Here is a 24,246-nt window from a genome sequence, read left to right as displayed (position 1 = left end):
TTTCAAAATATTATGAAAAATCTACTTTTTTGCGCAGGCATTCTTTCCTGTACCATGTTTAATGCCCAAAGCATTAATCTTGAAGAATTTGCCACAGGGTTTACAGCCCCGGTAGAAATTGCAAATGCCAATGACAGCAGAATGTTTGTAGTTCAACAAAACGGCATCATTAAAATCGTACAGCCCGACGGAACTGTAAATTCAACTAACTTCCTGAACATCAGTTCCAAGATCACATACGGTGGCGAAAGAGGACTTTTGGGACTCGCATTTCATCCGCAATACTCAACAAATGGATATTTTTTTGTGTATTACAATGATACCAGCGGCAATATTACTGTCGCAAGATATACCAGAAGTTCCAATCCTGATGTAGCCGATGCTGCAACTGAAAAAATTATTTTAAATCAGCCAAAACCATTTGATAATCATAATGGCGGAAGTATTCATTTTGCACCCGATGGCTATCTTTGGATCGTGACCGGTGACGGTGGAAGCGGCGGAGACCCGAACAATAATTCTCAAAATAAAAACTCTCTTTTAGGAAAATTATTGAGATTGGATATCAATTCGACAGGTCCCTACAATATTCCGCCTGACAATCCTTTTGTCGGAACCGACGGAGCCGACGAAGTATGGGCTTACGGATTAAGAAATGCCTGGAAATTTAATTTTGATACAACCTCAGGAAATGTGATGATTGCGGATGTAGGCCAGGGACAGATTGAGGAAATCAACAGAATGCCTCTAACACAGGCAGGCATCAACTACGGATGGAGATGCTATGAAGGTAATAGCACTTACAACACGGCAGGATGTGCCGCACAATCTACCATGACGTTCCCTGTTGCCGTCTATAATCATTCAGGTGGAAGATGCTCTATCACAGGCGGATATGTTTACAGAGGAACACAATATCCCGGTTTGCAGGGAAAATATATCTTTGCCGATTATTGCTCGACCCAGATCGGAATTCTGAATACTGACGACTCCATTACATGGACACCCGCTTTTTCAGGAAACAATTTTTCCACTTTCGGAATCAATAACCAGAATGAGCTTTTCGTAGCAGCAGTAAATAATGGTAAAATATTCAGAGTCACATCAACATCTTTAGCAACGAACGAAAATGACCTTTCATCACAAATAAAAATTTATCCTAATCCTGCTTCCAAAAGGGTTTTTATTGAAGGGGTAAAAGATAAAAATACAACCGTGGAAATTGTGAATACTGAAGGAAGAAAAGTTCTGGAACAAGGAAAAATTGAAGGCGACAACGGGATAAATATTTCAGGAATTCCGAGCGGAGTTTATTTCATCAACCTCAATTCCGCGAATCAGAAAGCTTACAGTAAAAAAATCATTATTAAATAACAAATAAACATCCATAATCCTTTAAGCTCCGGTATTTCAGCCGGAGTTTAATTTTGCTTTCAAATTTAACCCTCATGAATTTAAAAATTCATCCTGATGATTTTCCGAAATTATCAGGATAAATTCAAAGATTTATACGGATAAATTTTGAGCTTTATACGGATGAATATTTTTAACCATGCAAAGAATAATAAAAAAATGTTTCTGCCTTACTATTCGGACAGAAACATTTTAACAATATTTTTTAATGTTGTTTTTTTTTAAATCGTCATTGAGAAAATCCTTGTTTCAGGTTTATTTCGCATCATTCGCAGGTCAAAAACCATCGCTACATTTCTCGTAAAAGCTCTTCCTTTTTCTGTAATTTTAATCTGATTGTCATGAATTTCAACCAATTCATCATTCTCCATCTCTTTTAACATTTCGAATGCGTTTTGCAATTCCGGGAATGAATTATTGATATCGAAATTGGTCTCAAGCTGACACATTAAATTAAGAATATGCCTTCTTACGACAAGATCTTCTTCATTTAAAATATGGCCTTTGACAACAGGAATCTCACCCTCTTCCACTATTTTCTGATACTCTTCCACTGTTTTTACATTCTGCGCAAAAGCATACCATGAATCTGAAATAGCAGACATTCCAAGGCCAACCATCAGCTGGGTCTTGCTGGATGTATATCCCATAAAATTCCGGTGCAGTTTCTTTTGAATCAGAGACTGGTAGAGATCATCATGCTCAAGGGAAAAATGGTCCATTCCCACTTCGATATATCCCAAATCTTCCAATAGTTTTTTGCCGTTTTCATACAACCTGCGCTTTTCCTCACCGCTTGGAAGGTCGTTTTCATCAAAACCTCTTTGTCCGACACCTTTTACCCAAGGAACGTGGGCGTAAGAATAAAAAGCAAGTCTGTCCGGCTTCAGTTCCATTGTTTTTCGGATGGTGTACTCCATCGCTTCCCAACTCTGGTGCGGAAGACCGAAAACAAGATCGTGACTGATTCCTCTGTATCCGATTTCCCTCGCCCATTCTGTCACCTGCTTTACATTTTCAAATGGCTGAATCCTGTTGATCGCTTTCTGCACCTTCAAATCATAATCCTGCACTCCAAAGCTTACTCTTCTGAAACCAAGATCATATAAGGTCTGAAGATGTTCTCTGGTCGTATTATTAGGATGTCCTTCAAAAGAAAACTCCTGATCTTCGGCGATATCAACTGTTTCAAAAATACCTTCCAGTAAGGTCTTAAGATTCTGCGGTGAAAAAAATGTCGGTGTACCACCTCCCAAATGAAGTTCCTTCAGTTTTGGTTTCTCATTAAATAAGTTGAGATAAAGCTGCCATTCTTTCAAAACACTTTCCAGATACGGAATTTCTACGCTGTGCTGTTTGGTAATACGCTTATGACAGGCACAAAACGTGCAGAGTGCCTCACAAAAAGGCAAATGGATGTAAATAGAGATCCCTTCCTCAGCATTCGATTCATTAAAGGTTCTGATCACACTTTGCTTCCACCGTTCGGGAGAAAAACTGCTTTCATCCCAATACGGAACGGTAGGATAAGAAGTGTAACGAGGACCTGGAATATTATATTTATCTATTAAAGAATTCATTTTTGATTTAAAATTTTAATGAACTTCCAACAAGTTTCATAATGCAAAATTACGCATATCTGATGAATTTTAAACCATGAAATATATTAGGGCATTTTAAATAGAACCATTTAAAGTTTTTCAACTACAAAAGAGGTAAACATTACTAAATGAAGTTTAATTAAATTAAAGTCTGTTTAAACTTTTTATATAACCACAAAAGTCACAAAAGATGAGTTTAACTTATATTTTCAAGTTGATAACTATGAATGAAAAAGGCAACAATAGCTTAAAAAATCTTCGATTTTTATTCTTTTTAGAACTTTACGTATTCTAATCATTGCGTTATAATTATCTTTTGTGACTTTTGGTTACTCTAGAAATTAGTTTAAGTAAGTTTTACTTTTAAAACTTCAGTTTCATAACAGAAATTTTGTCTTTTCCTGCAAATACAACTGTATTTACATCAATCCATTTACAGACAAAAAATCCTTTTTCATCGGAAATTTTCCTCCAGGTTTTCCCGAAATCTGATGAATAGCTGATATGCTGATCTCCAACTGCAATGATTTCTTTTCCTTTTGAATTAGGTTTAATTCTGACGCAGGTCGTATATCCTGCATTTTGTCCCGAAGCCTGAATTTGCCATGTTTCTCCTCCGTCATTGGTTGTAGCAATATTATTGATATTGGCTTCCTGCTTTGTATAATCTCCGCCTACAGCAATCCCGAATTTATCATTCAAAAAATCTATGGAATACATTCCCTGAGAAGATTCTCCCTGAATAATTGGTGTATTGAAAACATCAATTTGATTATTCTTAAAATTCAACCTTAGAATTCTTGAAGATTTCCCGCCGGTCGCAATCCACAAATATTTTTTTGTCGAAGAAATATTGGTATTGCTCGCTGCAAATGCTGCCTCTCCTTCATTTAATTTGATATTATTTTTAAAGAAGCTCCATTCTCCATTTTTATACATCGCCAGTTTTAATCTTGCATCATCGGTATCGCTAAACGCAAAAGCTAAATTATTACTAACGAAATGAAAAGCGTCATAAAATGCTCCTTTGCTCACATCCGTAAATACAATCTGATAGGTAAGATTCTTTTTATCAATCTTAAAAAAACGAGCCGGGCTTTCAATATTGGCCGCATAAAAAAAATCTTTATCCTGCGCCAGTGTTCTGAATTGAAGTTTTTCATCGGATAATTTAATCTGATTTTCATGTTCAGGATCTTTCAGATCAACGAAACCGAATTTAGAATCCGTTCCGCTGTACCAGACTTTATTTTCATATATTTCAATCGCTCTGATGCTTATTTTATCATTTAAAATAGTTGTAAAGCTTTCTATTTGTTGGGAAAATGTAAAAATACCCAAGAACAGGAATAAAAATAGTGCGGTCTTTTTCATATGAACAAAAATAAAAAATCCACAGAATTCTGTGGATTTTAAGTGATATTTTTTATAAATCTAAATCAGGTTTATCTAAAGGTTCCTGTTCTGCTTTGAACGTTTCGCCATAACCAACTTTATGAAGCTTACTGTTTTTAAGACTATAGGTGAAGTAAATCAAAACACCCAGTGCAAGCCATCCTAATGAAAGGTATTTTGCTTCGTGGCTCAGGTTCCAGATCAGGTATACGTTGATGCAGATTCCTAAAGTGGCAATTACTGGCAATGCAGGTACTTTAAATGTTCTCGGTAACTGAGGCTCTTTTTTTCTAAGGATCCAAACTGCTACACAAACCATTGTGAAAGCGAAAAGTGTCCCGAAACTCGTCATATCCGCCAGTTTGCTGATAGGAGTTAATGCGGCGATGGTAGCAATTACAATTCCTAAAAGCATTAAACTTTTCGCAGGAGTTTTTCTCACAGGATGTACATCACTGAATAATTTAGGAATCAGTCCGTCTTTAGACATTCCTAAGAAAATCCTTGATTGTCCCATGATCATTACCATTAACACAGACACCAAACCTACTGTTGCTGCGATAGTGATAATGTAGCCTGCCCAGCCTTGTCCGGCAATTTCAAATGCATACGCTACAGGTGCCTTGATGGCATCAGGATATTTCCCCTGAGGATCAAAATCTGAATAATGCATCATCCCGGTAAGCACAAGAGATACTAAAATATATAATACGGTACATACTAAAAGTGAAACGATGATCGCAAAAGGAACATCTTTTTTAGGATTGATAGCTTCCCCCGCCTGTGTGGAAACCGCATCAAATCCGATATAGGCAAAGAAGATCGCTGCTGCTCCTGAGATAATTCCCTGAACACCATAGGCTTCTTTCATATTCTCACCTTCCTTTACCATTGCCGGAGCAGGAATAAAAGGATCCCAATTGGCTGTATTGATAAAGAAAACACCGGCAATGATTACAAAAAGCACCGCTGATACCTTCATGATTACGATAAGGTTATTGGTTTTTGCTGCCTCTTTTGTTCCTTTTATCAAAATACCGATAACAAATAAAACAATAAGGAAAGCCGGTAAATTCATTGAGAATCCTCCACCTGTATAACTTGCAGGATCTGAGGTAAGATAATCCGGGAGATGTATCCCGAACATTTTCAGTAGTTTATTAAAATAGCCCGACCATGAAACGGCTACCGTCATTGATCCCATTGCATATTCGAGGATGAGCCCCCATCCGATGATCCAGGCAAAGATTTCACCAACCGTACCATAGGCATAGGCATAGGCAGAGCCTTCCACAGGAAGTATGGAAGCAAACTCAGAATAACATAATGCTGCGAAAATACAGGCAATACCTGCAATGATAAAAGAAATGGCTAATGCGGGTCCTGCATGGTAGTAAGCTCCGGTACCTGTAAGTACGAAAATTCCCCCACCAATAATAGCACCGATTCCGATAGCCGTAAGACTCCATTTACCGAGTACTCTTTTGAGCTGACTGCTTTTCATATCATTTTCGAAAGCACTCATCGGTTTCTTGGTCCAAATTTTAGACATATTTTATTATTTATTAAAGATTTACGAAAATATAAAAATTTTAGAAACATTAACGTTTATTAGTAGATTTTCATGATTTATTTTAAACAAAGAAATATAAAAATCTGATTTTCATATTATTTAAACCATTTCAAAGTAAGCTTTTTTTGCTTATTTTTGATCTTATGAATCTATACGATCTTTTCGTAAAACCCTACGAAAGCTACACTACACTGCAGATTTTTCTTGAAGCCTTCGCTACTGTATTCGGAATTTTAAGCGTTTATTTTTCCATTAAAAAAAATATCTGGGTTTACCCCACCGGCATTATTTCAACACTGATTTATGTATATATTCTCTTTAACTTCGGACTTTTGGGAGACTGTATGATCAATGTATATTACACGGTGATGAGTGTTTACGGATGGATCTTGTGGGCAAAGAACTCAGATGATCATGTGCATGTAGATGTTACATGGGCTACAAAAAAAGAATGGCTGTATGGGATTTTACTTTTTGCTATAAGTTTAATCTTAGTTACTATAGTATATTATTATAAACCGTATATCGACAATCAGTTTTCAATGAAAAACATCAGCCTCGGTTTATACCATCTGGACTGGGGCAATTGGCTGGACGTCGTTACCACATCCGTATTTTTGGTCGGAATGTGGTTTATGGCGAAAAGACGTATTGAAAACTGGATCTTCTGGATCATCGGAGATTTTATCTGTATTCCTATGATGATTTATAAAGGTCTCGGTATCACTTCGGTTCAATATTTGGTATTTACTATAATGGCGATCCAGGGCTTTATAACCTGGAAGAAAAGTTTAAGAAAAAAAGTTTAAGAAAGTCATGAAAAATTTATTAAAAATAGCATTCAGTGTTGTCACCATAGCGAGTTTAGCATCGTGTACAGCCTACGCGGATCCGTATGCAAATACATATGGAGATCCGTATTATGATAACGGATATTATTATGCACCACAGGGATATTACGGTGGCGGCGGATATTGGGGAAATGATGGATATTATTACCGAAATAATATGAATTATTACTATGATAACGGAATTCCATACTACTATCAAAACTATAACAATTCCAGAAGAAAAGTTTATGTTGAGAGAAGATCCGATAACGGAACAACCTCTGCCAGACCAAATAACGGATTCCGTGGAAATGTAAATGACAGAACATCCAATAACGGAAGTTTCAGAAACAGTAACAGACAAAATAGTAATCAAAGATCAAATAACGGATTCAGAAGCCAGCAACAGAATACTCCTAAACAGCAGAATAATAATGGTGGATTCAGAAATAATTCATCCAACAATTCAAACAGTGATTTCAGGAATAATTCGTCTAATAATAATTCCAACAGCGGAGGATTCAGGAACAATTCCGGGTCATCGACTCAGCAAAGTTCGCCTCAGCCGAATACCAACAGGAATACAAACGGCGGCGGATTTAGATAAAACGATTATAAATAAGAAAACGGACAGCTAACACTGTTCGTTTTTTGTTTTAATTGCACTAATTTTGCATGCTTAATTCGGATAAATCAGCTATTAGATATGGAATTTTATAAATATCAGGGAACCGGAAATGATTTCGTAATGATCGACAACCGTTCCGGGGAATGGGATGACCTTTCTATTACCCATATTCAGAAGCTTTGTGACCGTCGTTTCGGGATCGGTGCAGATGGCCTGATCAAAATAAATGCAGCAGAAGGCTTTGACTTTGAAGTAGATTATTATAACTCTGACGGTTCAAAAAGCTTTTGCGGAAACGGGGCGCGCTGCTCGGTAGCTTTTGCTTTTTTTCTTGACATATTTGAGGGCAATTGCAAATTTGTTGCGATCGACGGAGAGCATGTGGCTGAAATTCATAATGGTATTGTAAAATTAAAGATGTCTGATGTCGATACAATTTCCAACGACGGACAAGATACGGTCATGAATACAGGATCTCCACATTATGTAAAATACGTTGAAGATTTAGTCAACTACAATGTTTTCGCTGAAGGCCATGGCATTCGGAATTCTGAAAATTATTCGGAAAAAGGAATCAATGTAAACTTTGTGGAAAAAATTAATGAAGATGAAATCTTCGTAAGAACCTATGAACGAGGCGTTGAGGATGAAACATACAGCTGTGGTACGGGAGTTACGGCTTCAGCTTTAACTTTTCTTCAAAATAACAATCTAATTTCCGTAAAAGTAAAGACTTTGGGAGGAAACCTTAAAGTATACGCTGAAAAAGACGGAAATTCCTTCAAAAACATTTGGCTGGAAGGTCCTGCAAAACAGGTTTTTAAAGGTAAAATTGACCTTATTTAAAACAAATTTAATCAACGGTAAATGAAAAAAGCTATACTCATAATTATCCTGCTTGTTTTTGTCATAGGTGGATTTTTTGGTTTTAGATTTTATATTAAATATTATGGGAACAATATTAAAAATGACGGTTACGTTCTGATTCCCCATAACGCAAATTTTAAACAGATTCTTGATTCTGCAGCAAAATATGTGGATAATAAAGAAACGTTTGAAGCGGTTGCTAAAGAAAAAGAGCTTGATAAACATTTCAAAGCGGGACGATATCATTTTCAGAAAGGCTTGGGAAATGCGAATCTCGTTAATATGATTAAAGCCGGAAACCAGAGTGAAAACAGTTTCAGAATAGGTGACTTTGGAGACGTGTATCAGATGTTGGGTAAAGTAACAAAAAAAACAGAGCTTGATTCTTTGAAATTTGTAAATGGTCTGAATACGATTGCTACTGAAAAGGGCTATAATAATGCAGAAGATCTTAAAAAATATTTCTTTATTGATACGTACAATTTTTTCTGGACGGTAACTCCTGAAGAGTTTTTCAGGAAATTCGACGATCAGTATAATGAATTCTGGAACGCTGACAGAAAAGCGAAAGAGCAGCAGTCAGGACTTACAAGAGATCAGATTTATGCGTTGGCTTCCATTGTTTATAAGGAATCCGGAGGTAAAAAAGATGAGATGAAAACCATCGCTGGATTATACCTGAACCGCTACAGAAAAGGGATGAAACTGCAGTCTGATCCTACCGTGATTTATGCTATTAATAAACAAACTAACTTCAAACAGCCTATTAAAAGAGTTTTTTATAAACATTTATCTACGCCGTCACCATATAATACATATGCCAACAAAGGCATTCCGCCGGGACCTATCTGTGTGGTGGATAAGAATTCAGTTGATGCTGTTTTAAATGCTGAAAAAAACGATTATATTTTTATGTGTGCAGATCCGGCGAGACTGGGATACCACAAATTTACAGCAAGTGCAGAGCAGCATGCGATTAATGCAAAAGCCTATCAGGACTGGCTAAATTCAAAAAACATAAAGTAATAACCATATTAACTTTTTTTTAACAATTTTATAATTAACATTTCGCCTTTAAAAGCGACATATATATTACAAATAATAAATTAGACTTAATATTTGAAATTAAAAACCGATTGATAATTTCACAATATTAAGAGAAATCTTTCACGATTTTACACAAAAAAATACCTTATGAATCAGACGGAAATCATTAACATTTTTACAAAAAAAACCTTAGGGCTTACTTTTGTACTTTCGGCAGCCGCATTGGCTTTTGCACAGGAGAAGGTAGGTATTTCGGGGTCGGTGGTCAGTAAGAGTAACCAGCCTGTTCCTTACGCATCTGTAACGTTCAGTAATAAAGCAAACAAGCAATTCAGTGATGCAACGCTTACCGACGAAAAAGGACAGTACAAACTTGACCTTACACCAGGGCAATATGACATTACCGTAGAGGCAATCGATTATAAAAAGAATGTTATTACGAAACAAATTACAGCTGCAGGTAATATAGGAGCACTTTCTATTGATCCTGAAGCAAGTTCAACCAACATCAAAACCGGAGACATACAGGGGGTTGTTATTACAGCACCTTCTACAAAACCATATAAAGTCGAGCTGGATAAAAGAACCTATGATCCTTCTCAGGATATCGTAAGTAAAGGAGGGAATCTTCAGGATGTTCTTCAAAATGTTCCATCTGTAGAAGTTGATACTGATGGTACTGTTTCTATGAGAGGAAGTTCTAATGTAAGATTCTTAATTAATGGTAAACCTTCTGCACTGCTAGGAATTGATGACGGCGCCAATGCATTACAAAGTATCCCGGCTGACCAAATTGAAAGAATTGAAGTAATTACGAACCCTTCATCAAAATTTGAAGCAAGCGGAACAGCAGGTATTTTAAATATTATTTTAAAGAAAAATAAAAAGACCGGCTTCAATGGTAGTGTAACTGGAACTGTAGGATATCTTCCGCAAACAAACTTAAATACTAATTTAAGCTGGAGAAAAGGTAACTTAACTTGGTTTCTGAATGGCGGCGGCGGATACAGAGAATCTAAAAATACCAGCAGAAACGATGATTATTTCAATAATGCGGTACTTGATGATGATCAGATTCAAAGAAATACAGATTCTGAAAACAATAGCAAGAATAATAACTATAATGCTTCGGCCGGACTTGTATACGATATTACAGATAAAACTTCTGTAAACGCATCAGGTACAGTGAGAACATTTGATAATGAAAGCACTGGAAATATCAATTATTATTATGATTATTTAAATATTGCCAGCAGTACTTCCAAAAGAATAACATTAGGATCTAACAATAATCTCGCATTTCAGGGGGATTTCGGATTAGATCATAAATTTGATGATAAAGGTCAGAACTTATCGTTATCTTTAAGCTTACAGAGAAACCGTTCTTATAATGATACTGACATTAACCAGACACGTAACAACGCTTTTGAACTAAAAAATATTGTTGACCAAAATACAATAAACAGATCTGTAATAGCTAAAGCAGACTATGAACTTCCTATTGGAGAATATTCCAGACTTGAAGCGGGATATAGATTAGATATCAACAATAATGATTACAGCAATGATGTTCAGCAAAGTACAAAAGACAATCCTATACTGTCTTTTTTAAAACCTTATACGTACGATGCAACATATAAAGAAACATTTAATGCTTTCTACTTGCAGTTTAAGAGTAAAATTGGAAATTTGGGATATCAGCTGGGATTAAGAGATGAAATTTCAAATATTGATATTTTTTATAAAAATTTAGTACCAAATAGTCCGGCTATCAATACTACAAAAAATTACAATAATCTATTTCCAAGTGTTTATCTAAGCTACGAATTTTCTAAGGACAATCAGTTATTACTAAATTATACAAGAAGGATTGACCGCCCTAGATCATTTTTCATGATTCCTAATCCGAACTATAATGACAATCAAAATATTTTTGATGGTAATATTGATCTGAATCCTTCGTATGTAGATTCCTATGAATTTGGCTACAGTATTTCTAAAAAGAAATTTACAATCAACCCTACATTATATTACAGGCACCAGACTGAAGACACCAAAATGCTGGTATACAATAAATTAGCCGAGGATGAAAATGGAAATATCATTAATCCTAAAGTGATTGAGTCTCATACTAAACCTATTAATCTTGGCACTGATGATCGTTATGGATTAGATTTAAATTTTAACTGGGATGCAACAAATTGGTTAAAATTTCTCGGTAATGTAGACGTATTTGGATATAATACCAAAGGAAGTACGTTTTATGACACTTTTGATGTGAAGGGAAATCCAATTCAGGCTTTGGCTAATTTTGAAGGAAAAGGATTCTCAACGAGAGCAAGACTTACTTCTACTGTGAAAGTTGACAAAACATTTAGCTTACAATTGCAGGGGTTCTACAGAGGCGGACAAAAAACGGCATATCAAGACAGAAAAGATATGTATGTTATTAATTTCGGAGCATCAAAAACTATTTGGAACAATAATGCTACGATCTCTTTCAACATCCAGGATATCTTCAATACGAGAGCGATGAGATCTACAACCTATACTGCAAACAGTGTACGAGATTCATACATGCAATGGCAGCCAAGACAGTTTGCCCTTTCTTTCACTTACAGATTCAAGCAGGGAGAAAAAATCGAACAGCCTAAACGAAAAAAAGACATCAACTCCAACGCTGCAGGAGACGATCAGCAGGGAGGACCAATGTAAACTTCCTACACATACAGCAAAATCCCGAAATTACTTTCGGGATTTTTTTATTTTATGGCTGCTTCAGCTCTTGAAACCTTTTCCAATTCTGCTTCGTAAATTCTTCGCCGTAAATCACTTGACGAAAATCTATGATCCCTTTTGTTGTAAAAAATTTCGATTCCTTTCTCTTCACAGTATTTTTTCCCGGTGAAATCTTTATCCATATAATCGTCACCAATGATTCTGACATCGATAACAAATGATTTTAAAATATCTTCCAGATCCTGCTCCGTGTAATAAGGAATAATTTCATCGACAGCATCCACTGCCTTCAGCTGAATGTATCTTTCAACGATAGTTTGTGTAGGCTTGTTCTTATTAGGTCGATCATGCGACGGATCTATTTGCAAACCTACAATAAGATAATCACAAACTGTTTTAGCCTCTTCAAGCATTTTGATATGGCCGGCATGCAATAAATCGAATGAAGAAAATGTAATGCCTATTCTTTGCGTTTTCATATATTTTTAACTAATTATAATTTAATCTCAGTATTTCTGGTCTCCAGATATTTTTGCCATTCCCATACCGTTTTTAAGGCTTCTTCAAGAGAAGTTTCAGATTTCCATCCGAGCTCCCTTTCTGCTTTATCTGCATTGGCGTACGCTATGGTAATATCACCTTCCCTACGGTCACATATCTGATAGGGAACTTCTACATCATTAGCCAGTTCAAATGCTTTTACAACTTCCAAGACCGATGATCCTTTTCCGGTTCCGAGATTATAGATATCAATCAAAGCCTCTTCAGAACTATTTTGCATTAATTTTTGCAGAGCTGCAACATGTGCCTTTGCAAGGTCTACCACATAAATATAATCACGAATAGCCGTTCCGTCTTCTGTTGGATAATCATTCCCCCAAATATTAAGCTTTTCACGGATTCCAGCTGCAGTTTGCATTACGTAAGGTACCAGATTATTAGGAATTCCTATAGGTAATTCTCCCAATTTTGCAGAAGGATGTGCCCCGATCGGATTAAAATACCTCAACAAAGAAACTTTTCTCTTATAAGCTTTTGCAAAATCAGATAAAATCTCTTCTCCCATCTGTTTTGTTTTTCCATAAACGCTTTCCGGCATTTTCAAAGGAGTATTTTCGTCAATCGGCATCTTGTCTGCCTGACCATATACTGTACAGGAAGAACTAAAAATAAAATTTGAAATACATCTTTCTTTAAACTCCTGTAAAATATTGATTAAGGAAAATAAATTATTTTCATAATAATCAACCGGCTTCAGCTGGCTTTCTCCAACTGCTTTTGAAGCGGCAAAATTGATACAGCCTTCAATATGATGAGCATCAAAAACCTGGGTTAAAAGTTCCCTTCTTTTTAAATCAAAAGGATAGAAAACAGGCCGCTTACCCGTAATTTCTTCAATATTTTTTAATATAAATCTCTCGGTATTGGATAAATCATCAACAATAACAACTTCAAAATTATTATTCAAAAGTTCTACAACCGTGTGTGAACCGATATATCCTAAGCCACCTGTTACAAGTATTGCCATTTTTTATTTTTTTACCACTTTGTCAAAGTTAAAAATCTTTGACAAAGTTTTTATTCAATTTTTTTTGTGACTTTCAAAAAAATTTTCACGGTTCTCAAATAACTCAATCATTTCTTTCCGTTTTATGTTTGTTTCAGCATCAGAAATCACCGCAAGATAAGAGGAAAATTTATAATTCTGAAAATTTTCAGGATTTTGATGTATATAAATAATTAAATTTCTGAGATAATCTTCTGAATCAATAAGAATCCTTTTAAAAGGTGATTCAAAGAGAGGGCCACTTCGATGATATGTTTTATTGAAGGCCTGAGTATAGCTGCTGATCAGCTTTCCTATTGTTTTACTGAAGAAGTTTTCTTCAGAATGTAAACCTGTTTCGCTAAAAGTCAAAGACTCATCATTAATGGGCTTGGGTCTTAAAATAAAATGAAAATGATTAGGCATCAAGCAAAAAGCATATATTTCAAAATAGGGAATCAGATACATCTTCACTTTCTGAAGAAAATACTTGTAATTTTCATCATTCAAAAAGACCAGTTTAGAGTTAACCCCTCTGTTGAAAATATGATAAAATCGATCCATTTCCAAATGGCTTTCTCTTATCTTCATACAATTGTGTTTTTAAACTTTGTCAAAGATTTTCAACTTTGACAAAGTGCTGTAATTAATTATTATGTGTTCCTATTTTTTCTACATCTTCATATTCTACTTTTGGAACTTTAAACTTATTAACAATAAAAAGTGAAGCTAATATGAAAAGAATACCCATAACTATTCCGTTTGTACCTTGATCGTAAGTTCTGTAAGCAATCAGATAAGTGACCAGTTCAAAGACCATAAAACAAAGTAACAAGAAAAGATGAATGTTTGTAAGTAAAATACCTTTTCTGTTTTTTACAATAAAAAAATAAGATTGGAATAATGATAAAATCAAAATAAGAGATATTAAAGTTAAACCTAAAAAATCAATTTCATTATTTATCCTTACAACAATAGCCATTAAATATAGTATTGCCGAAAAAATGGTAAGCATTAAGCTAACAACATATACAATTTTTTTAGAAAATAGTCTTTTATCTTTCATTAAGTTATCCCATAAACTCCAACACCGCATCCGTAATATATTTCAGCTGCTCATCATCAAGCTCTGTATGCATCGGAAGAGAAATCACCTGATCCAATAATTTATCGGTATTTACAAAATCAGCATCGTTGCTTTCCTGATAATAGGCTTTTTGCTTTCTTAATGCTACAGGATAATAAATCATGGCAGGAATTTCTTTTTCAGTTAAGAACTTCTGCAATTCATTGCGTTTTCCGTTTAAAATTCTCAACGTATACTGATGGAAAACATGAGTAGAATTTTCTGCTCTTTTAGGCGTTAAAATATGCTCATGACCGGCAAAAGCTTCATCATAATAATCTGCCGCTTTGCTTCTTGCCTCGTTATAATTGTCAAGATGCGGAAGCTTTTTTCTTAAAATCGCAGCCTGAATACTATCCAGTCTTGAATTTACCCCAACCTCATCGTGATAATATCTTTCATACATTCCGTGATTTACAATCCCTCTTAAACGGTGCGCCAATTCATCATTATTCGTAAAGATTGCTCCACCATCGCCGTAGCAACCTAAATTCTTCGATGGAAAAAAAGAGGTCGTTCCTACTGTAGACATTGTTCCTGCTTTTTTTACCGTTCCGTCTGCAAAGGTGAATTCAGCACCGATGGCCTGGGCATTATCTTCGATAACGTATAGATTATGCTCTTCGGCAATCTTTAAAATTTCCTCCATATTCGCACATTGTCCGAAAATATGAACAGGAATAATGGCCTTTGTTTTTGGGGTAATAGCCTTTTTAATAGCTTCCGGCGAAATCGTAAACGTATCATAATCAACATCCACCAGTACAGATTTCAGTTTAAGCAGATGAATGACCTCAACTGTTGCCGCAAATGTAAAATCTGCCGTGATTATTTCGTCACCTTCTTTAAGATCAAGCGACATCAAAGCAATCTGCAGGGCATCAGTACCATTTGCACACGGAATCACATGTTTTACATCCAAATAAGACTCTAATTCATTCTGGAAAGACTTTACCTCAGGGCCATTGATAAAAGCCGCTGAATCCATTACATTTAAAACTGCATTGTCTACTTCATTCTTTATCTTGTAATACTGACTTTGTAAGTCAACCATTTGAATCTTTTTCATAAATAAATATTTCTGTAAAAATAAGGAATTTAAAATCCTTTCAAAAATTTTATTGATTTTGTTTTATCTTTATCTAAAAATAGATATATGAAAAAAACTTTACTATTTTGTCTCTTAGCAGGTTATTCGGTAAGTTTTGCACAGACATCGCTTGTTTTCGTGTTTTTTAATGATAAACCCAACAAAGCGGCATTTTATGCCAATCCGCTTTCCGAGCTTTCACAAAAATCTCTCGACCGTAGAGCAACACTGGGTGTACCATTGAATGATCAGGACGCTCCCATTGAGCAATCCTATATCACCAACATTCAAAATCTGGGCTTCACTGTCACCGACTATTCAAAATGGCTGAACGGTGTTGCTGTAAATGCGACTCCGGCTCAAATATCAATACTGGAATCTCAAAGCTATGTTGATTCAGTAGAAAGTTTTGCTAAAAATTCCTCGGGAGTTCCGAAGATTAAGCATTTCAACAAGTGGGAAGATCCTTCATCGGCTACAAATAAAAACTTAACTGTTTTTGATTATGGTTCCGGTTCTGAGCAGATTGATCAGATCAACCTTCGTCCGTTGCACCTTGCCGGCTATACGGGAACCGGCGTCACCATCGCTGTGATTGATGCAGGCTTTCCAAACGTGAATACAGGTTCAGCCTACACAAGATTGTGGAATAACGGCCACATTAAAGGCGGATACGATTTTGTGACAAAAGGAACGGATATCTACAATGCATCGCTTAGCGCCCATGGATCTGTAGTCTTGGGAGCAATTGGAGGCTACGTACAGGACACGTTTGTAGGATCTGCCCCGGATGCTGACTTTTATCTTTACCGAAGTGAAAATGCTACCGTAGAAATCCCTGAAGAAGAACTCTACTGGATCGAAGCTGCGGAAGAAGCGGACAGAAGAGGGGTTGATATGATCACAACTTCCTTAGGCTACTCCACTTTTGATGATCCGAAATACAGCTATACATATTCCAATATGAATGGCAGTACTTCTTTTATTGCGCGCGGTGCTGAAATTGCCGTTAATAAAGGAATTTTTGTACTATTTGCAGCTGGTAATTCGGGAACACAGCCATGGCATTATATCATGACACCGGCTGACAATGCAAAAGTCTTTTCGATCGGTTCCGTGGATGCCAGTGGAGCTTCTTCTGATTTTTCATCTTACGGACCTAATTCTGCAGGAGTAATAAAGCCGGATGCCAGCGCAAGAGGTACTTTAGCAACAACGGTTAATAACAACGATTCGACGGTTCTGGTGAGTGGAACTTCTATTGCTACTCCGATTGCCGCAGGAGGAGTAGCTTGTTTAATACAGGCATTTTCTACCATGGACAGGGATTTAATGAGAAATAAACTAAGACAAACGGCATCTCTTTATCCGAATCATTCCGACCAGATGGGCTTTGGAATATTGAATTTCGGAAGTCTTTACAACAATGTTTTGAATACTTCAGAACTGGTAAAGAAAAATAATATTGCTATTTTCCCGAATCCTGTGAAAAACATTCTGAATGTTGCTTCGGAAAATGAAGTTTTAGCGTTGGAAGTGTATGACAATTTAGGAAGATTAATTACAAAAGTTAACCATCAAAAATCTCTGAAGGTTGAAGATTTTGCGAAAGGAGTCTATTATCTGAAAATTCAGACGAAAGATAAAGTCTATTATGAAAAATTCATCAAAGAATAACGCAAAAAACCTCTCGTCGTGAGAGGTTTTTCATTTCTCAGAGTTATTAAAAATCAAGATTGTCAAAATCTTTAATCTCCGATAAAAGAATTGGTTTTTGATGATCAATTTTGGTCCAGGTTTCTTTGAAAACCTCATCGCCATCTCCTTCCTGATCTTTGTTGATATTATCTTTAAACTGTTTTTTGCCCGTCAAAAAATTAACACTCGTTTGCGTTTGTACAACGGGCCCTCTATTTTCGCTTGAATCATATCCAATCAGCTGGAAACCGGAATTTCTGTATTTAAATGTATACGTCCAATAGCCGTATCTGCCGTGTCTGTAATTCACATAGAGATTATTTTTATCAATGGAAACATCCATTTCAGGAGCGTAATAGACGCCGCCATCTTCATTTTCAGAAGAAAAACAACTTTTGTTTTCCAAAATCTTTTTATAGCTGCCATCTTCGGTTTCAAAGAAAATGATCATTCCCCGGCGGTTGCGGTCCAGTTTTCCCAGATATTCATGGGTGATAATTTTATCTTTGTCGGTTCCTTTGATGATCAGGACATAATCTTTGCGTCCGTCATTATTAAGATCACCTTCAGTTTTATCAAAAATCACAAATCCTTTTGGAACGAAATCAGAAGGCTGTTTCTTCTCGGTAGTTTTCACATGATCTTCCAGCGCTTTTTCTACCGACAATGCTTCATTTTTGGCAGCAGGCGGCAATTTGTTCTGTGTTGAATCTTTACTACAGGAACCCAGCAACAGTAAAACGATTAATACAGAAACTGAAAAGAATACATTTTTCATACTCTAATTTTTAAGCTGAATTTCTGCTTGCATTGATATTCCCAAACAAAGAACGTGTCACAAGTTTTTCATAAGCTTCTTTATTTCCTTCTCCCTTCTGAATTTTCATCAGCGCATATTGCTGAATACTCAACAACGGAAGCACAATTCTTTCCCTGATCTTCACTGATTTCCTTGAAAGCGGATCTTCTTCCTGAAGCATTTTGAAGCCTGTAAGCTCCAGCATAATATTTTTGGAAAGATTGTATTCATCAAACAAAACATTCCAGAAAGCGCCAAATTTCGGATTATTTTTAATGTAGTACGTCAATGGAAAATACGTTTTATTCATACTCATCATTGAGTTTAAGACCAACGTTTTAAAGAAATCCGAACCTTTATAAAGCTCTCTCACCTCATCAAATCTTCCCTGCTCTTTCATCTGCTGCATGGCAAAACCAAATCCGAAAAATCCAGGAACGTTCTGCTTCAGCTGCGCCCACGATCCCACAAAAGGAATGGCTCTCAAATCCTCAAATTTAAGTTCGTTGCCGGCGCCTCTTTTTGACGGACGGCTGCCGATATTGGTTTTTCCGTAATATTCCAGCGTGCTCATTTCCTGTAGGTAAGGTACAAACATCGGATGAGCCTTTAAATCTGAATATTTTTTATAGCTGATATCCGCTAATTCTATAATTAATGCCCTCTCCTTTTCTGTAAGATCTTTTTTAGCATTCTTAAAAACATCATTTTCCACGCCGGCGGTTAAGAGCTGCTCAAAATTATATTTTGCCTGTTCTTTATTTCCGAAAATGCTGGTAATCGTCTGCCCCTGAATCGTTAATTCAATTTTATGATTGGCAATTGTTTTACCCTGAGAGGCATAAAAATCGTGTGTTTTTCCTCCACCTCTTGCAGGCGGACCACCTCTGCCGTCAAAAAATACGACTTTGATTCCACACTCTTCGGATAGTTTTGTCAGGACTTCTTTAGCCTTATAGATTTCCCAATTGGCTTTCAGGTAACCTCCGTCTTTGGTTCCGTCTGAAAAACCGAGCATAATCGTCTGCTGATTACCTCTTCTTTCAAGATGTTTTTTGTACACAGGATTCTGGTACAGTTCGCCCATTACATTTTCTGCATTGGCAAGACCTTCCATGGTTTCAAAAAGCGGAACAATATCCATATTGATGGCTTCATCCCAATATCCGCAGATTTTGAAAAATGCATAGACATTCATTACATCTTTCACGGCATCTGAATTGGAAATAATATAGCGGTTCATTCCTCTTGAGCCATTGAGTTTCTGAATTTCCGAAATCTGCGATACCGTAAGTAGTGTATCTTTAACGATATCTTCAAAATCATCAGGATTTACCTTTTCCGAAACATTAATCAAGGTGTTGAACTTTTCTTCATGATCAGCATCAGGATTTCCGTTTATCTTAGCAAAAACCTCATCAATTACTTTCTGATGAATTCTGCTGTCCTGGCGAACATCTAACGTAGCAAAGTGGGTTCCGAAAATTTTTACACGGTCTCTGAAATCAGTCAGCAGATCAATAAATAACGAATTATGTTGTTCTATAAGGATTTCTTCAGCCTCGTCAATTCTTCTGATGATATCTTCCGCTGTTATTTTTTCGTTTCTGAAAATAGCCGCATACAGCTCATTGCTCAGTTTGGTAAGAACTTCAGAAACACCTCTGAAGCTCAATCTTCTTCTTACTGATTTAAGATTATTGTAATACGCTTTCAGTATAGCTGAATGAAGCTCTTCCGCTACTCTTCTGGTAACGTCTGCCGTCACAAACGGATTTCCATCACGGTCACCGCCCGGCCAGAAGCCAAGCTGGATGAGATCTTCATGAAGATGGAAATGCTCATTTCCAAAAGTTGTTTTTATTTGTGTGAAAAGCTCTCCGATCGAATCATAATACACATATCTCAAATAATAGATGATGCTCATCGCCTCGTCAATCGGGGTGGGTTTTTCTTTATTGACAAATGGCGTTTTACCAAGCTGCTGCAAAAGCATATCGATATTGGTGATCGAGTCTGTGGTAATTGCATTTCTCAGATCATGAAGGATTCTCTGAACAGAGTTCGGATAAAACTGTGTGGGATGCGCTGTAAAAACAATTTTTACGGTAAAATCCTTCAGCTTCTGTCGGACTTCCTCAAGTTTATGATCCTGAAGCGAATGCTCATAGAGATTGGTGACCGTCCCTTTATCGCTGTCAGAATGAAGCTTGGGAAATGCCGCATCTTCGATGCTGTCGAACAGAACCACCTGCCTTTCGATGTATTGTATGATTTTAAAAAGCAGTTCGAGTTTCTGCTCTTCCGTCTGTAGATCGGTATGACTTTTAAAGAATTCCTCAACGATTTCTTCGGGTGTTTTTCCGGCCTGGTAACCGATTTTGCTTTCTTCGCAAAGAAACGGAAGGAGCATCCCGATATTCGTCATTTTATCATAAGGCAGGCTCATAAACAATGAATTGTAGATCTGGAACTTATTTTCCACGATCTGCCTGAATTTTTCTGCGCGTTGGTCGTGTATCATAATAACAAATGTAGGAGATTTTGGGATAATTAGTAAATAATATTTATATTTTAAGATTTCATAATATTTATTATATTTATCAAAAAACTAATTATAATAATCATGAGTAAGTATTTAAAAGCATTAGTGGAGAATAACCCGTCTTCAAAATATTCTTTAAAAGATGGAAATTATACAATAGAGAATATTTGGAATGATGAATCAATTGTTTTAAATTTTAAAAAAGGTGCAAAAATATCTTTTTTAGAAAATATAATTTTCCCAGAACAATTATTCGCAATTTTTGATAAAAAAAAGAATAGGCTCGAATTTATATACAGTCTTATTGATTCAGATTCAAAATTACTTAAAAGAAAATTCGAGTTTATTTATAAAAATGAAATCTTTAATTGTTTTTTTCTGAAATATCTAGCGATTTAAAATTTATTGCTACAAACTTTTCAGAAAATAATGTAGAATCTGCAACTGAATATCGTAATCTTAGACTTCTTAGAGATGTACTAACAAAAGATTTCTTAATTAAAGCCTTTAAAGATTATAAAATTGTAAGTTTTTATGCCGAAGGAGATTTTCAAAATATTAATTACGATTTTGTAAATTTATCTAAATCACTTAATTTCTACATGACATATTTTGATAGAGATTCTCCTAAAATAATAATTTATGAAAAAACTGCTACTGATGAAAGCTTTAAAAAAGGCTGTTACTTCGAATTATTTGATTCATTTCCAAAAAAGATAAATTCAGTAAATATTGATTCAACTCTTTTAGATACCTTTATGGTAGCAAACCTAACTGATAATGTAAGGTTAAAATTTATATTTTATTTCCAAATCTTAGAATATTCATCATATTATTACTTAGAAAGTAAAATACAAAATAGAATTACTCAAACTTTTAGAAATCCTGAAATTTATGATAAACCAGAAGAGTTTTCTAAAGTAATAATTGAAGAAATGAAGGATCATTTTTCACAAAAAGATGATTCTGTTAAACTAGAAAAAACAATCACTGAAAATGTTTCTATTGAGGATGTAAAAAATGAAATAGATGCTAATAAAGAATTTTTCGCAAATGATTTAGAGTTTGAAGGTGGTTTGAAAATAAATAAAATATTGAAAGATGCATCCTCAGTAGATAATTTAAAAGCTGATGATTTAATTTTAATTAAAAAAAATATTGAAAAAATAAGAAATGTATTGGTCCACTTAAGAGAATCTCGCGAAAACAAAGTAATATTACCTACAAAACCTAATGATCAAAAATTACTTCCGTATTTATATGTAATAAGAAGAATTGCTGAAAAAATTGCAATTAATTTTAAATAATTTCTAAATCTTACAGAATTATTTACTGCCAACAATCCCATGAAAAAAATACTCCTATTCCTCCTTCCGCTTCTCCTCTTCACCGCCTGCGGTGAAGACTGCTACAATGCTCCCCAACCCGTTGTCTTTGAATTCGTGAATGCTGCCGGTGAAAATCTTATTGCCAACGGAACAATAACTACCTATTCCATTCAGGATGAAAATCAGGCAGGGGTACAGCTGACAAAAACTTCAGACAACAGAGTGTTGCTGGAAAATGTGGGCGCATACGACGGGACAAAAAATTATAAGTTTTATTCTAATGTAAAGCTTTTTGATTTTTCTATACAGTCATCCGAATTTAACAGTGGTTGCGAAGGGTTTCAGATCAATAAAATTACCTTTACAGGTGTTGGAATTGATGTAAAAGATGAAAACGGGTATTACAAAATTATATTCCAGTAAATTTATTTTGTTAACTTTTAAAAACAATAAGAAATTGTTTAAATTTTACTAAATAAGTTTTTATCGTTTTTTCTTAATTTTCTAAATTAAATAAACTTTGTTTATTCTTTATTTAACATTAAGAAATCTTTAGATTCGACGTAGTCAATTTTAGTAAGTTAGACTTTTACGGTTAAGAATCAATAAATTGATTTTATTAAGTTTTTTAAGCTGGAGGGGCTTAATTCCTTAATGTTAAAAATAAATTATAATTTAAACATACTCTAAAATGAAATTATTACTTCCGGTTTTATTTCTATGTTCAGTTTTGGCTTTCGGCCAGAAAACTGTTCCCGCAGATTACAAAAAGATCCCGGAAATTTTGGATAATCCCGAATTGCTTTTTCCTTTTATTGTTCCTGACAAAAAATATGATTACTGGTCGGTACTTCGCAATAATCCGGATCCCGACAAAGCGGTTATTTATGAAAGTCAGACACCGGATTTTATGACATTAAATGATCCTGCTCCGGAGAAAGGTTTTTTCCAGAAATGCCTGGGGGAAGATTGCTTTTCTTACCTGCTGGCCTGTGAAAAAGGTAAAACAAAATACTTTTCTACCGAGCAGCAACTGAGAGATTTTATCGGATTTGTTGATAATCTTCCGGAAGCAATTTTAATAGTCAACACCTATGGTTATACTGTTGACACGAGTAATTCATTGGGAAGCTCTTATAAAATGGATGATAAATATATTTCTCTTTATCTCACCAAGTTTACAAATAATGCTGCCGGAAAAGAATCTTTTTTCGTTAAAATCAACAGGAAAACGGGAAAACATGAGGTAAAAAGTAATGGAACTTATTAAATAAATACGTCTGTTCGATTTCAACGAAGCTATAAAGCATTGAAAAATAACAAATTGTACTTGATTGCTTCTTCGGACTGGTTGATCGGCTCTTCGGAGTGGTTGATTGTCTCTTCGGAGTGGTTGATCGGCTCTTCGGAACGGTTGATTGCTACTTCGGACTGGTTGATTGCTTATTCGGAGTGATTGATCGCTACTTCGAAGTGGTTGACGATCTTATCGAAGTAGTTGATGGTCGCAACTGAATGCCTGAATGCCATTTGCAAACAACAATACTTTAATACGTCAGTTCGAGTAGGTTTCGGAATGCAATGGAGAAAAGCGTATCGAGAACTTTTTATAATTAAGACATCCGTTCTCGATACAAAATTCTTTCAGAATTTCACTCGAACTGACGAAATGCATCCCTATCAAATAAAGGGTACGTCAGTTCGAGTACGTTTTCGGAATGCAATGGAGAAAAGCGTATCGAGAACTTTTTATAATTAAGACATCCGTTCTCGATACAAAATTCTTTCAGAATTTCACTCGAACTGACGAAATGCATCCCTATCAAATAAAAGGTACGTCAGTTCGAGTACGTTTTCGCAATGCAATGGAGAAAAGCGTATCGAGAAATTTTGATAATTAAGACATCCGTTCTCGATACAAAATTCTTTCAGAATTTCACTCGAACTGACGAAATGCATCCCTATCAAATAAAAGGTACGTCAGTTCGAGTACGTTTTCGCAATGCAATGGAGAAAAGCGT

Annotated in this window: 21 protein-coding genes; 11 read left to right on the top strand and 10 right to left on the bottom strand. The window is 35.5% G+C overall.

From position 1 onward, the window contains the following. The first annotated feature begins 12 nt into the window (after window positions 1–12). Window positions 13–1,374 carry a PQQ-dependent sugar dehydrogenase gene (locus AC3WV0_RS01150; RefSeq protein ID WP_488843210.1) on the top strand — a complete coding sequence of 454 codons (1,362 nt, stop codon included), beginning with the start codon at window positions 13–15 and terminating at the stop codon, window positions 1,372–1,374. A gap of 260 nt (window positions 1,375–1,634) precedes the next feature. Here AC3WV0_RS01150 and hemN read toward each other — a convergent pair whose 3' ends face one another. The 3 genes from hemN to AC3WV0_RS01135 all read right to left on the bottom strand — a co-directional run bounded on the left by hemN (window position 1,635) and on the right by AC3WV0_RS01135 (window position 5,961). Further along, window positions 1,635–2,993: an oxygen-independent coproporphyrinogen III oxidase gene (hemN, locus tag AC3WV0_RS01145; RefSeq protein ID WP_488843208.1), complete on the bottom strand. Its 1,359-nt coding sequence runs from the start codon at window positions 2,991–2,993 to the stop codon at window positions 1,635–1,637. 384 nt (window positions 2,994–3,377) lie between these two features. Next, window positions 3,378–4,388, bottom strand: coding sequence for a WD40/YVTN/BNR-like repeat-containing protein (locus AC3WV0_RS01140; protein ID WP_488843207.1), 1,011 nt, complete (start codon window positions 4,386–4,388; stop codon window positions 3,378–3,380). Window positions 4,389–4,440: 52 nt separating this feature from the next. Further along, window positions 4,441–5,961: an APC family permease gene (locus AC3WV0_RS01135; RefSeq protein WP_488843205.1), complete on the bottom strand. Its 1,521-nt coding sequence runs from the start codon at window positions 5,959–5,961 to the stop codon at window positions 4,441–4,443. A 164-nt stretch (window positions 5,962–6,125) separates the two neighbouring features. Between AC3WV0_RS01135 and pnuC the strand changes: the two genes are divergently transcribed. The 5 genes from pnuC to AC3WV0_RS01110 all read left to right on the top strand — a co-directional run bounded on the left by pnuC (window position 6,126) and on the right by AC3WV0_RS01110 (window position 12,069). Next, the gene (gene pnuC / locus AC3WV0_RS01130) at window positions 6,126–6,791 is read left to right on the top strand and encodes a nicotinamide riboside transporter PnuC (protein WP_488843203.1); all 666 of its coding nucleotides are present in this window, start codon (window positions 6,126–6,128) and stop codon (window positions 6,789–6,791) included. Window positions 6,792–6,798: 7 nt separating this feature from the next. Continuing rightward, window positions 6,799–7,419 carry a hypothetical protein gene (locus AC3WV0_RS01125; protein WP_488843201.1) on the top strand — a complete coding sequence of 207 codons (621 nt, stop codon included), beginning with the start codon at window positions 6,799–6,801 and terminating at the stop codon, window positions 7,417–7,419. Window positions 7,420–7,518: 99 nt separating this feature from the next. Further along, complete coding sequence (gene dapF / locus AC3WV0_RS01120; protein ID WP_488843199.1) at window positions 7,519–8,286, top strand: diaminopimelate epimerase; 768 nt, start codon at window positions 7,519–7,521, stop codon at window positions 8,284–8,286. Between the two features lie 21 nt (window positions 8,287–8,307). Beyond that, the gene (gene mltG, locus AC3WV0_RS01115; protein WP_488843198.1) at window positions 8,308–9,333 is read left to right on the top strand and encodes an endolytic transglycosylase MltG; all 1,026 of its coding nucleotides are present in this window, start codon (window positions 8,308–8,310) and stop codon (window positions 9,331–9,333) included. Window positions 9,334–9,501: 168 nt separating this feature from the next. Continuing rightward, window positions 9,502–12,069: a TonB-dependent receptor domain-containing protein gene (locus tag AC3WV0_RS01110; protein WP_488843196.1), complete on the top strand. Its 2,568-nt coding sequence runs from the start codon at window positions 9,502–9,504 to the stop codon at window positions 12,067–12,069. 47 nt (window positions 12,070–12,116) lie between these two features. Here AC3WV0_RS01110 and AC3WV0_RS01105 read toward each other — a convergent pair whose 3' ends face one another. Genes AC3WV0_RS01105 through AC3WV0_RS01085 form a run of 5 tightly spaced genes read right to left on the bottom strand, consistent with a single transcriptional unit; the run spans window position 12,117 to window position 15,834 of the window. Beyond that, the gene (locus tag AC3WV0_RS01105) at window positions 12,117–12,572 is read right to left on the bottom strand and encodes an adenylyltransferase/cytidyltransferase family protein (RefSeq protein ID WP_089998654.1); all 456 of its coding nucleotides are present in this window, start codon (window positions 12,570–12,572) and stop codon (window positions 12,117–12,119) included. 14 nt (window positions 12,573–12,586) lie between these two features. Next, the gene (galE, locus tag AC3WV0_RS01100; RefSeq protein ID WP_488843194.1) at window positions 12,587–13,621 is read right to left on the bottom strand and encodes a UDP-glucose 4-epimerase GalE; all 1,035 of its coding nucleotides are present in this window, start codon (window positions 13,619–13,621) and stop codon (window positions 12,587–12,589) included. Window positions 13,622–13,675: 54 nt separating this feature from the next. Then, window positions 13,676–14,230: a transposase gene (locus tag AC3WV0_RS01095; protein ID WP_488843192.1), complete on the bottom strand. Its 555-nt coding sequence runs from the start codon at window positions 14,228–14,230 to the stop codon at window positions 13,676–13,678. A 55-nt stretch (window positions 14,231–14,285) separates the two neighbouring features. Then, on the bottom strand, window positions 14,286–14,705 hold the full coding sequence (locus AC3WV0_RS01090; protein WP_488843190.1) for a hypothetical protein: 420 nt from the start codon (window positions 14,703–14,705) through the stop codon (window positions 14,286–14,288). Window positions 14,706–14,709: 4 nt separating this feature from the next. Beyond that, the gene (locus AC3WV0_RS01085) at window positions 14,710–15,834 is read right to left on the bottom strand and encodes a DegT/DnrJ/EryC1/StrS family aminotransferase (protein WP_488843188.1); all 1,125 of its coding nucleotides are present in this window, start codon (window positions 15,832–15,834) and stop codon (window positions 14,710–14,712) included. 87 nt (window positions 15,835–15,921) lie between these two features. Between AC3WV0_RS01085 and AC3WV0_RS01080 the strand changes: the two genes are divergently transcribed. Then, window positions 15,922–17,532: a S8 family peptidase gene (locus tag AC3WV0_RS01080; RefSeq protein WP_488843186.1), complete on the top strand. Its 1,611-nt coding sequence runs from the start codon at window positions 15,922–15,924 to the stop codon at window positions 17,530–17,532. A 46-nt stretch (window positions 17,533–17,578) separates the two neighbouring features. Here the strand turns inward: AC3WV0_RS01080 and AC3WV0_RS01075 are convergent, their stop codons facing one another. Both AC3WV0_RS01075 and AC3WV0_RS01070 read right to left on the bottom strand, forming a co-directional pair. Next, window positions 17,579–18,331 carry a hypothetical protein gene (locus AC3WV0_RS01075; RefSeq protein ID WP_488843184.1) on the bottom strand — a complete coding sequence of 251 codons (753 nt, stop codon included), beginning with the start codon at window positions 18,329–18,331 and terminating at the stop codon, window positions 17,579–17,581. Window positions 18,332–18,341: 10 nt separating this feature from the next. After that, on the bottom strand, window positions 18,342–20,876 hold the full coding sequence (locus tag AC3WV0_RS01070) for a phosphoenolpyruvate carboxylase (protein ID WP_488843182.1): 2,535 nt from the start codon (window positions 20,874–20,876) through the stop codon (window positions 18,342–18,344). A gap of 102 nt (window positions 20,877–20,978) precedes the next feature. Between AC3WV0_RS01070 and AC3WV0_RS01065 the strand changes: the two genes are divergently transcribed. The 4 genes from AC3WV0_RS01065 (at window position 20,979) to AC3WV0_RS01050 (ending at window position 23,495) form a co-directional block, all read left to right on the top strand. Further along, on the top strand, window positions 20,979–21,296 hold the full coding sequence (locus AC3WV0_RS01065) for a hypothetical protein (RefSeq protein ID WP_345767728.1): 318 nt from the start codon (window positions 20,979–20,981) through the stop codon (window positions 21,294–21,296). Beyond that, a complete protein-coding gene (locus AC3WV0_RS01060; protein ID WP_488843180.1) occupies window positions 21,266–22,204 on the top strand; it encodes a hypothetical protein in 939 nt (312 codons plus the stop codon). Before AC3WV0_RS01065 ends, AC3WV0_RS01060 begins: the two co-directional genes overlap by 31 nt. A 39-nt stretch (window positions 22,205–22,243) precedes the next feature. Continuing rightward, window positions 22,244–22,648 (top strand): hypothetical protein, encoded by a 405-nt coding sequence (locus AC3WV0_RS01055; protein WP_488843178.1) that lies wholly within the window; start codon window positions 22,244–22,246, stop codon window positions 22,646–22,648. Between the two features lie 268 nt (window positions 22,649–22,916). Further along, complete coding sequence (locus AC3WV0_RS01050; protein ID WP_488843176.1) at window positions 22,917–23,495, top strand: hypothetical protein; 579 nt, start codon at window positions 22,917–22,919, stop codon at window positions 23,493–23,495. Window positions 23,496–24,246: the final 751 nt, after the last annotated feature.

Source organism: Chryseobacterium sp. 27AL (assembly GCF_057815395.1).
The sequence above is the reverse complement of the archived record's forward strand: the minus strand, read 5'-3'. Positions and strand labels throughout refer to the sequence as shown.

Bases quoted from the DNA above. Each gene is read 5' to 3' on its own strand.
- AC3WV0_RS01150 (WP_488843210.1), top strand. From the start codon at position 13: ATGAAAAATCTACTTTTTTGCGCAGGCATTCTTTCCTGTACCATGTTT.
- hemN (WP_488843208.1), bottom strand. From the start codon at position 2,993: ATGAATTCTTTAATAGATAAATATAATATTCCAGGTCCTCGTTACACT.
- AC3WV0_RS01140 (WP_488843207.1), bottom strand. From the start codon at position 4,388: ATGAAAAAGACCGCACTATTTTTATTCCTGTTCTTGGGTATTTTTACA.
- AC3WV0_RS01135 (WP_488843205.1), bottom strand. From the start codon at position 5,961: ATGTCTAAAATTTGGACCAAGAAACCGATGAGTGCTTTCGAAAATGAT.
- pnuC (WP_488843203.1), top strand. From the start codon at position 6,126: ATGAATCTATACGATCTTTTCGTAAAACCCTACGAAAGCTACACTACA.
- AC3WV0_RS01125 (WP_488843201.1), top strand. From the start codon at position 6,799: ATGAAAAATTTATTAAAAATAGCATTCAGTGTTGTCACCATAGCGAGT.
- dapF (WP_488843199.1), top strand. From the start codon at position 7,519: ATGGAATTTTATAAATATCAGGGAACCGGAAATGATTTCGTAATGATC.
- mltG (WP_488843198.1), top strand. From the start codon at position 8,308: ATGAAAAAAGCTATACTCATAATTATCCTGCTTGTTTTTGTCATAGGT.
- AC3WV0_RS01110 (WP_488843196.1), top strand. From the start codon at position 9,502: ATGAATCAGACGGAAATCATTAACATTTTTACAAAAAAAACCTTAGGG.
- AC3WV0_RS01105 (WP_089998654.1), bottom strand. From the start codon at position 12,572: ATGAAAACGCAAAGAATAGGCATTACATTTTCTTCATTCGATTTATTG.
- galE (WP_488843194.1), bottom strand. From the start codon at position 13,621: ATGGCAATACTTGTAACAGGTGGCTTAGGATATATCGGTTCACACACG.
- AC3WV0_RS01095 (WP_488843192.1), bottom strand. From the start codon at position 14,230: ATGAAGATAAGAGAAAGCCATTTGGAAATGGATCGATTTTATCATATT.
- AC3WV0_RS01090 (WP_488843190.1), bottom strand. From the start codon at position 14,705: ATGAAAGATAAAAGACTATTTTCTAAAAAAATTGTATATGTTGTTAGC.
- AC3WV0_RS01085 (WP_488843188.1), bottom strand. From the start codon at position 15,834: ATGAAAAAGATTCAAATGGTTGACTTACAAAGTCAGTATTACAAGATA.
- AC3WV0_RS01080 (WP_488843186.1), top strand. From the start codon at position 15,922: ATGAAAAAAACTTTACTATTTTGTCTCTTAGCAGGTTATTCGGTAAGT.
- AC3WV0_RS01075 (WP_488843184.1), bottom strand. From the start codon at position 18,331: ATGAAAAATGTATTCTTTTCAGTTTCTGTATTAATCGTTTTACTGTTG.
- AC3WV0_RS01070 (WP_488843182.1), bottom strand. From the start codon at position 20,876: ATGATACACGACCAACGCGCAGAAAAATTCAGGCAGATCGTGGAAAAT.
- AC3WV0_RS01065 (WP_345767728.1), top strand. From the start codon at position 20,979: ATGAGTAAGTATTTAAAAGCATTAGTGGAGAATAACCCGTCTTCAAAA.
- AC3WV0_RS01055 (WP_488843178.1), top strand. From the start codon at position 22,244: ATGAAAAAAATACTCCTATTCCTCCTTCCGCTTCTCCTCTTCACCGCC.
- AC3WV0_RS01050 (WP_488843176.1), top strand. From the start codon at position 22,917: ATGAAATTATTACTTCCGGTTTTATTTCTATGTTCAGTTTTGGCTTTC.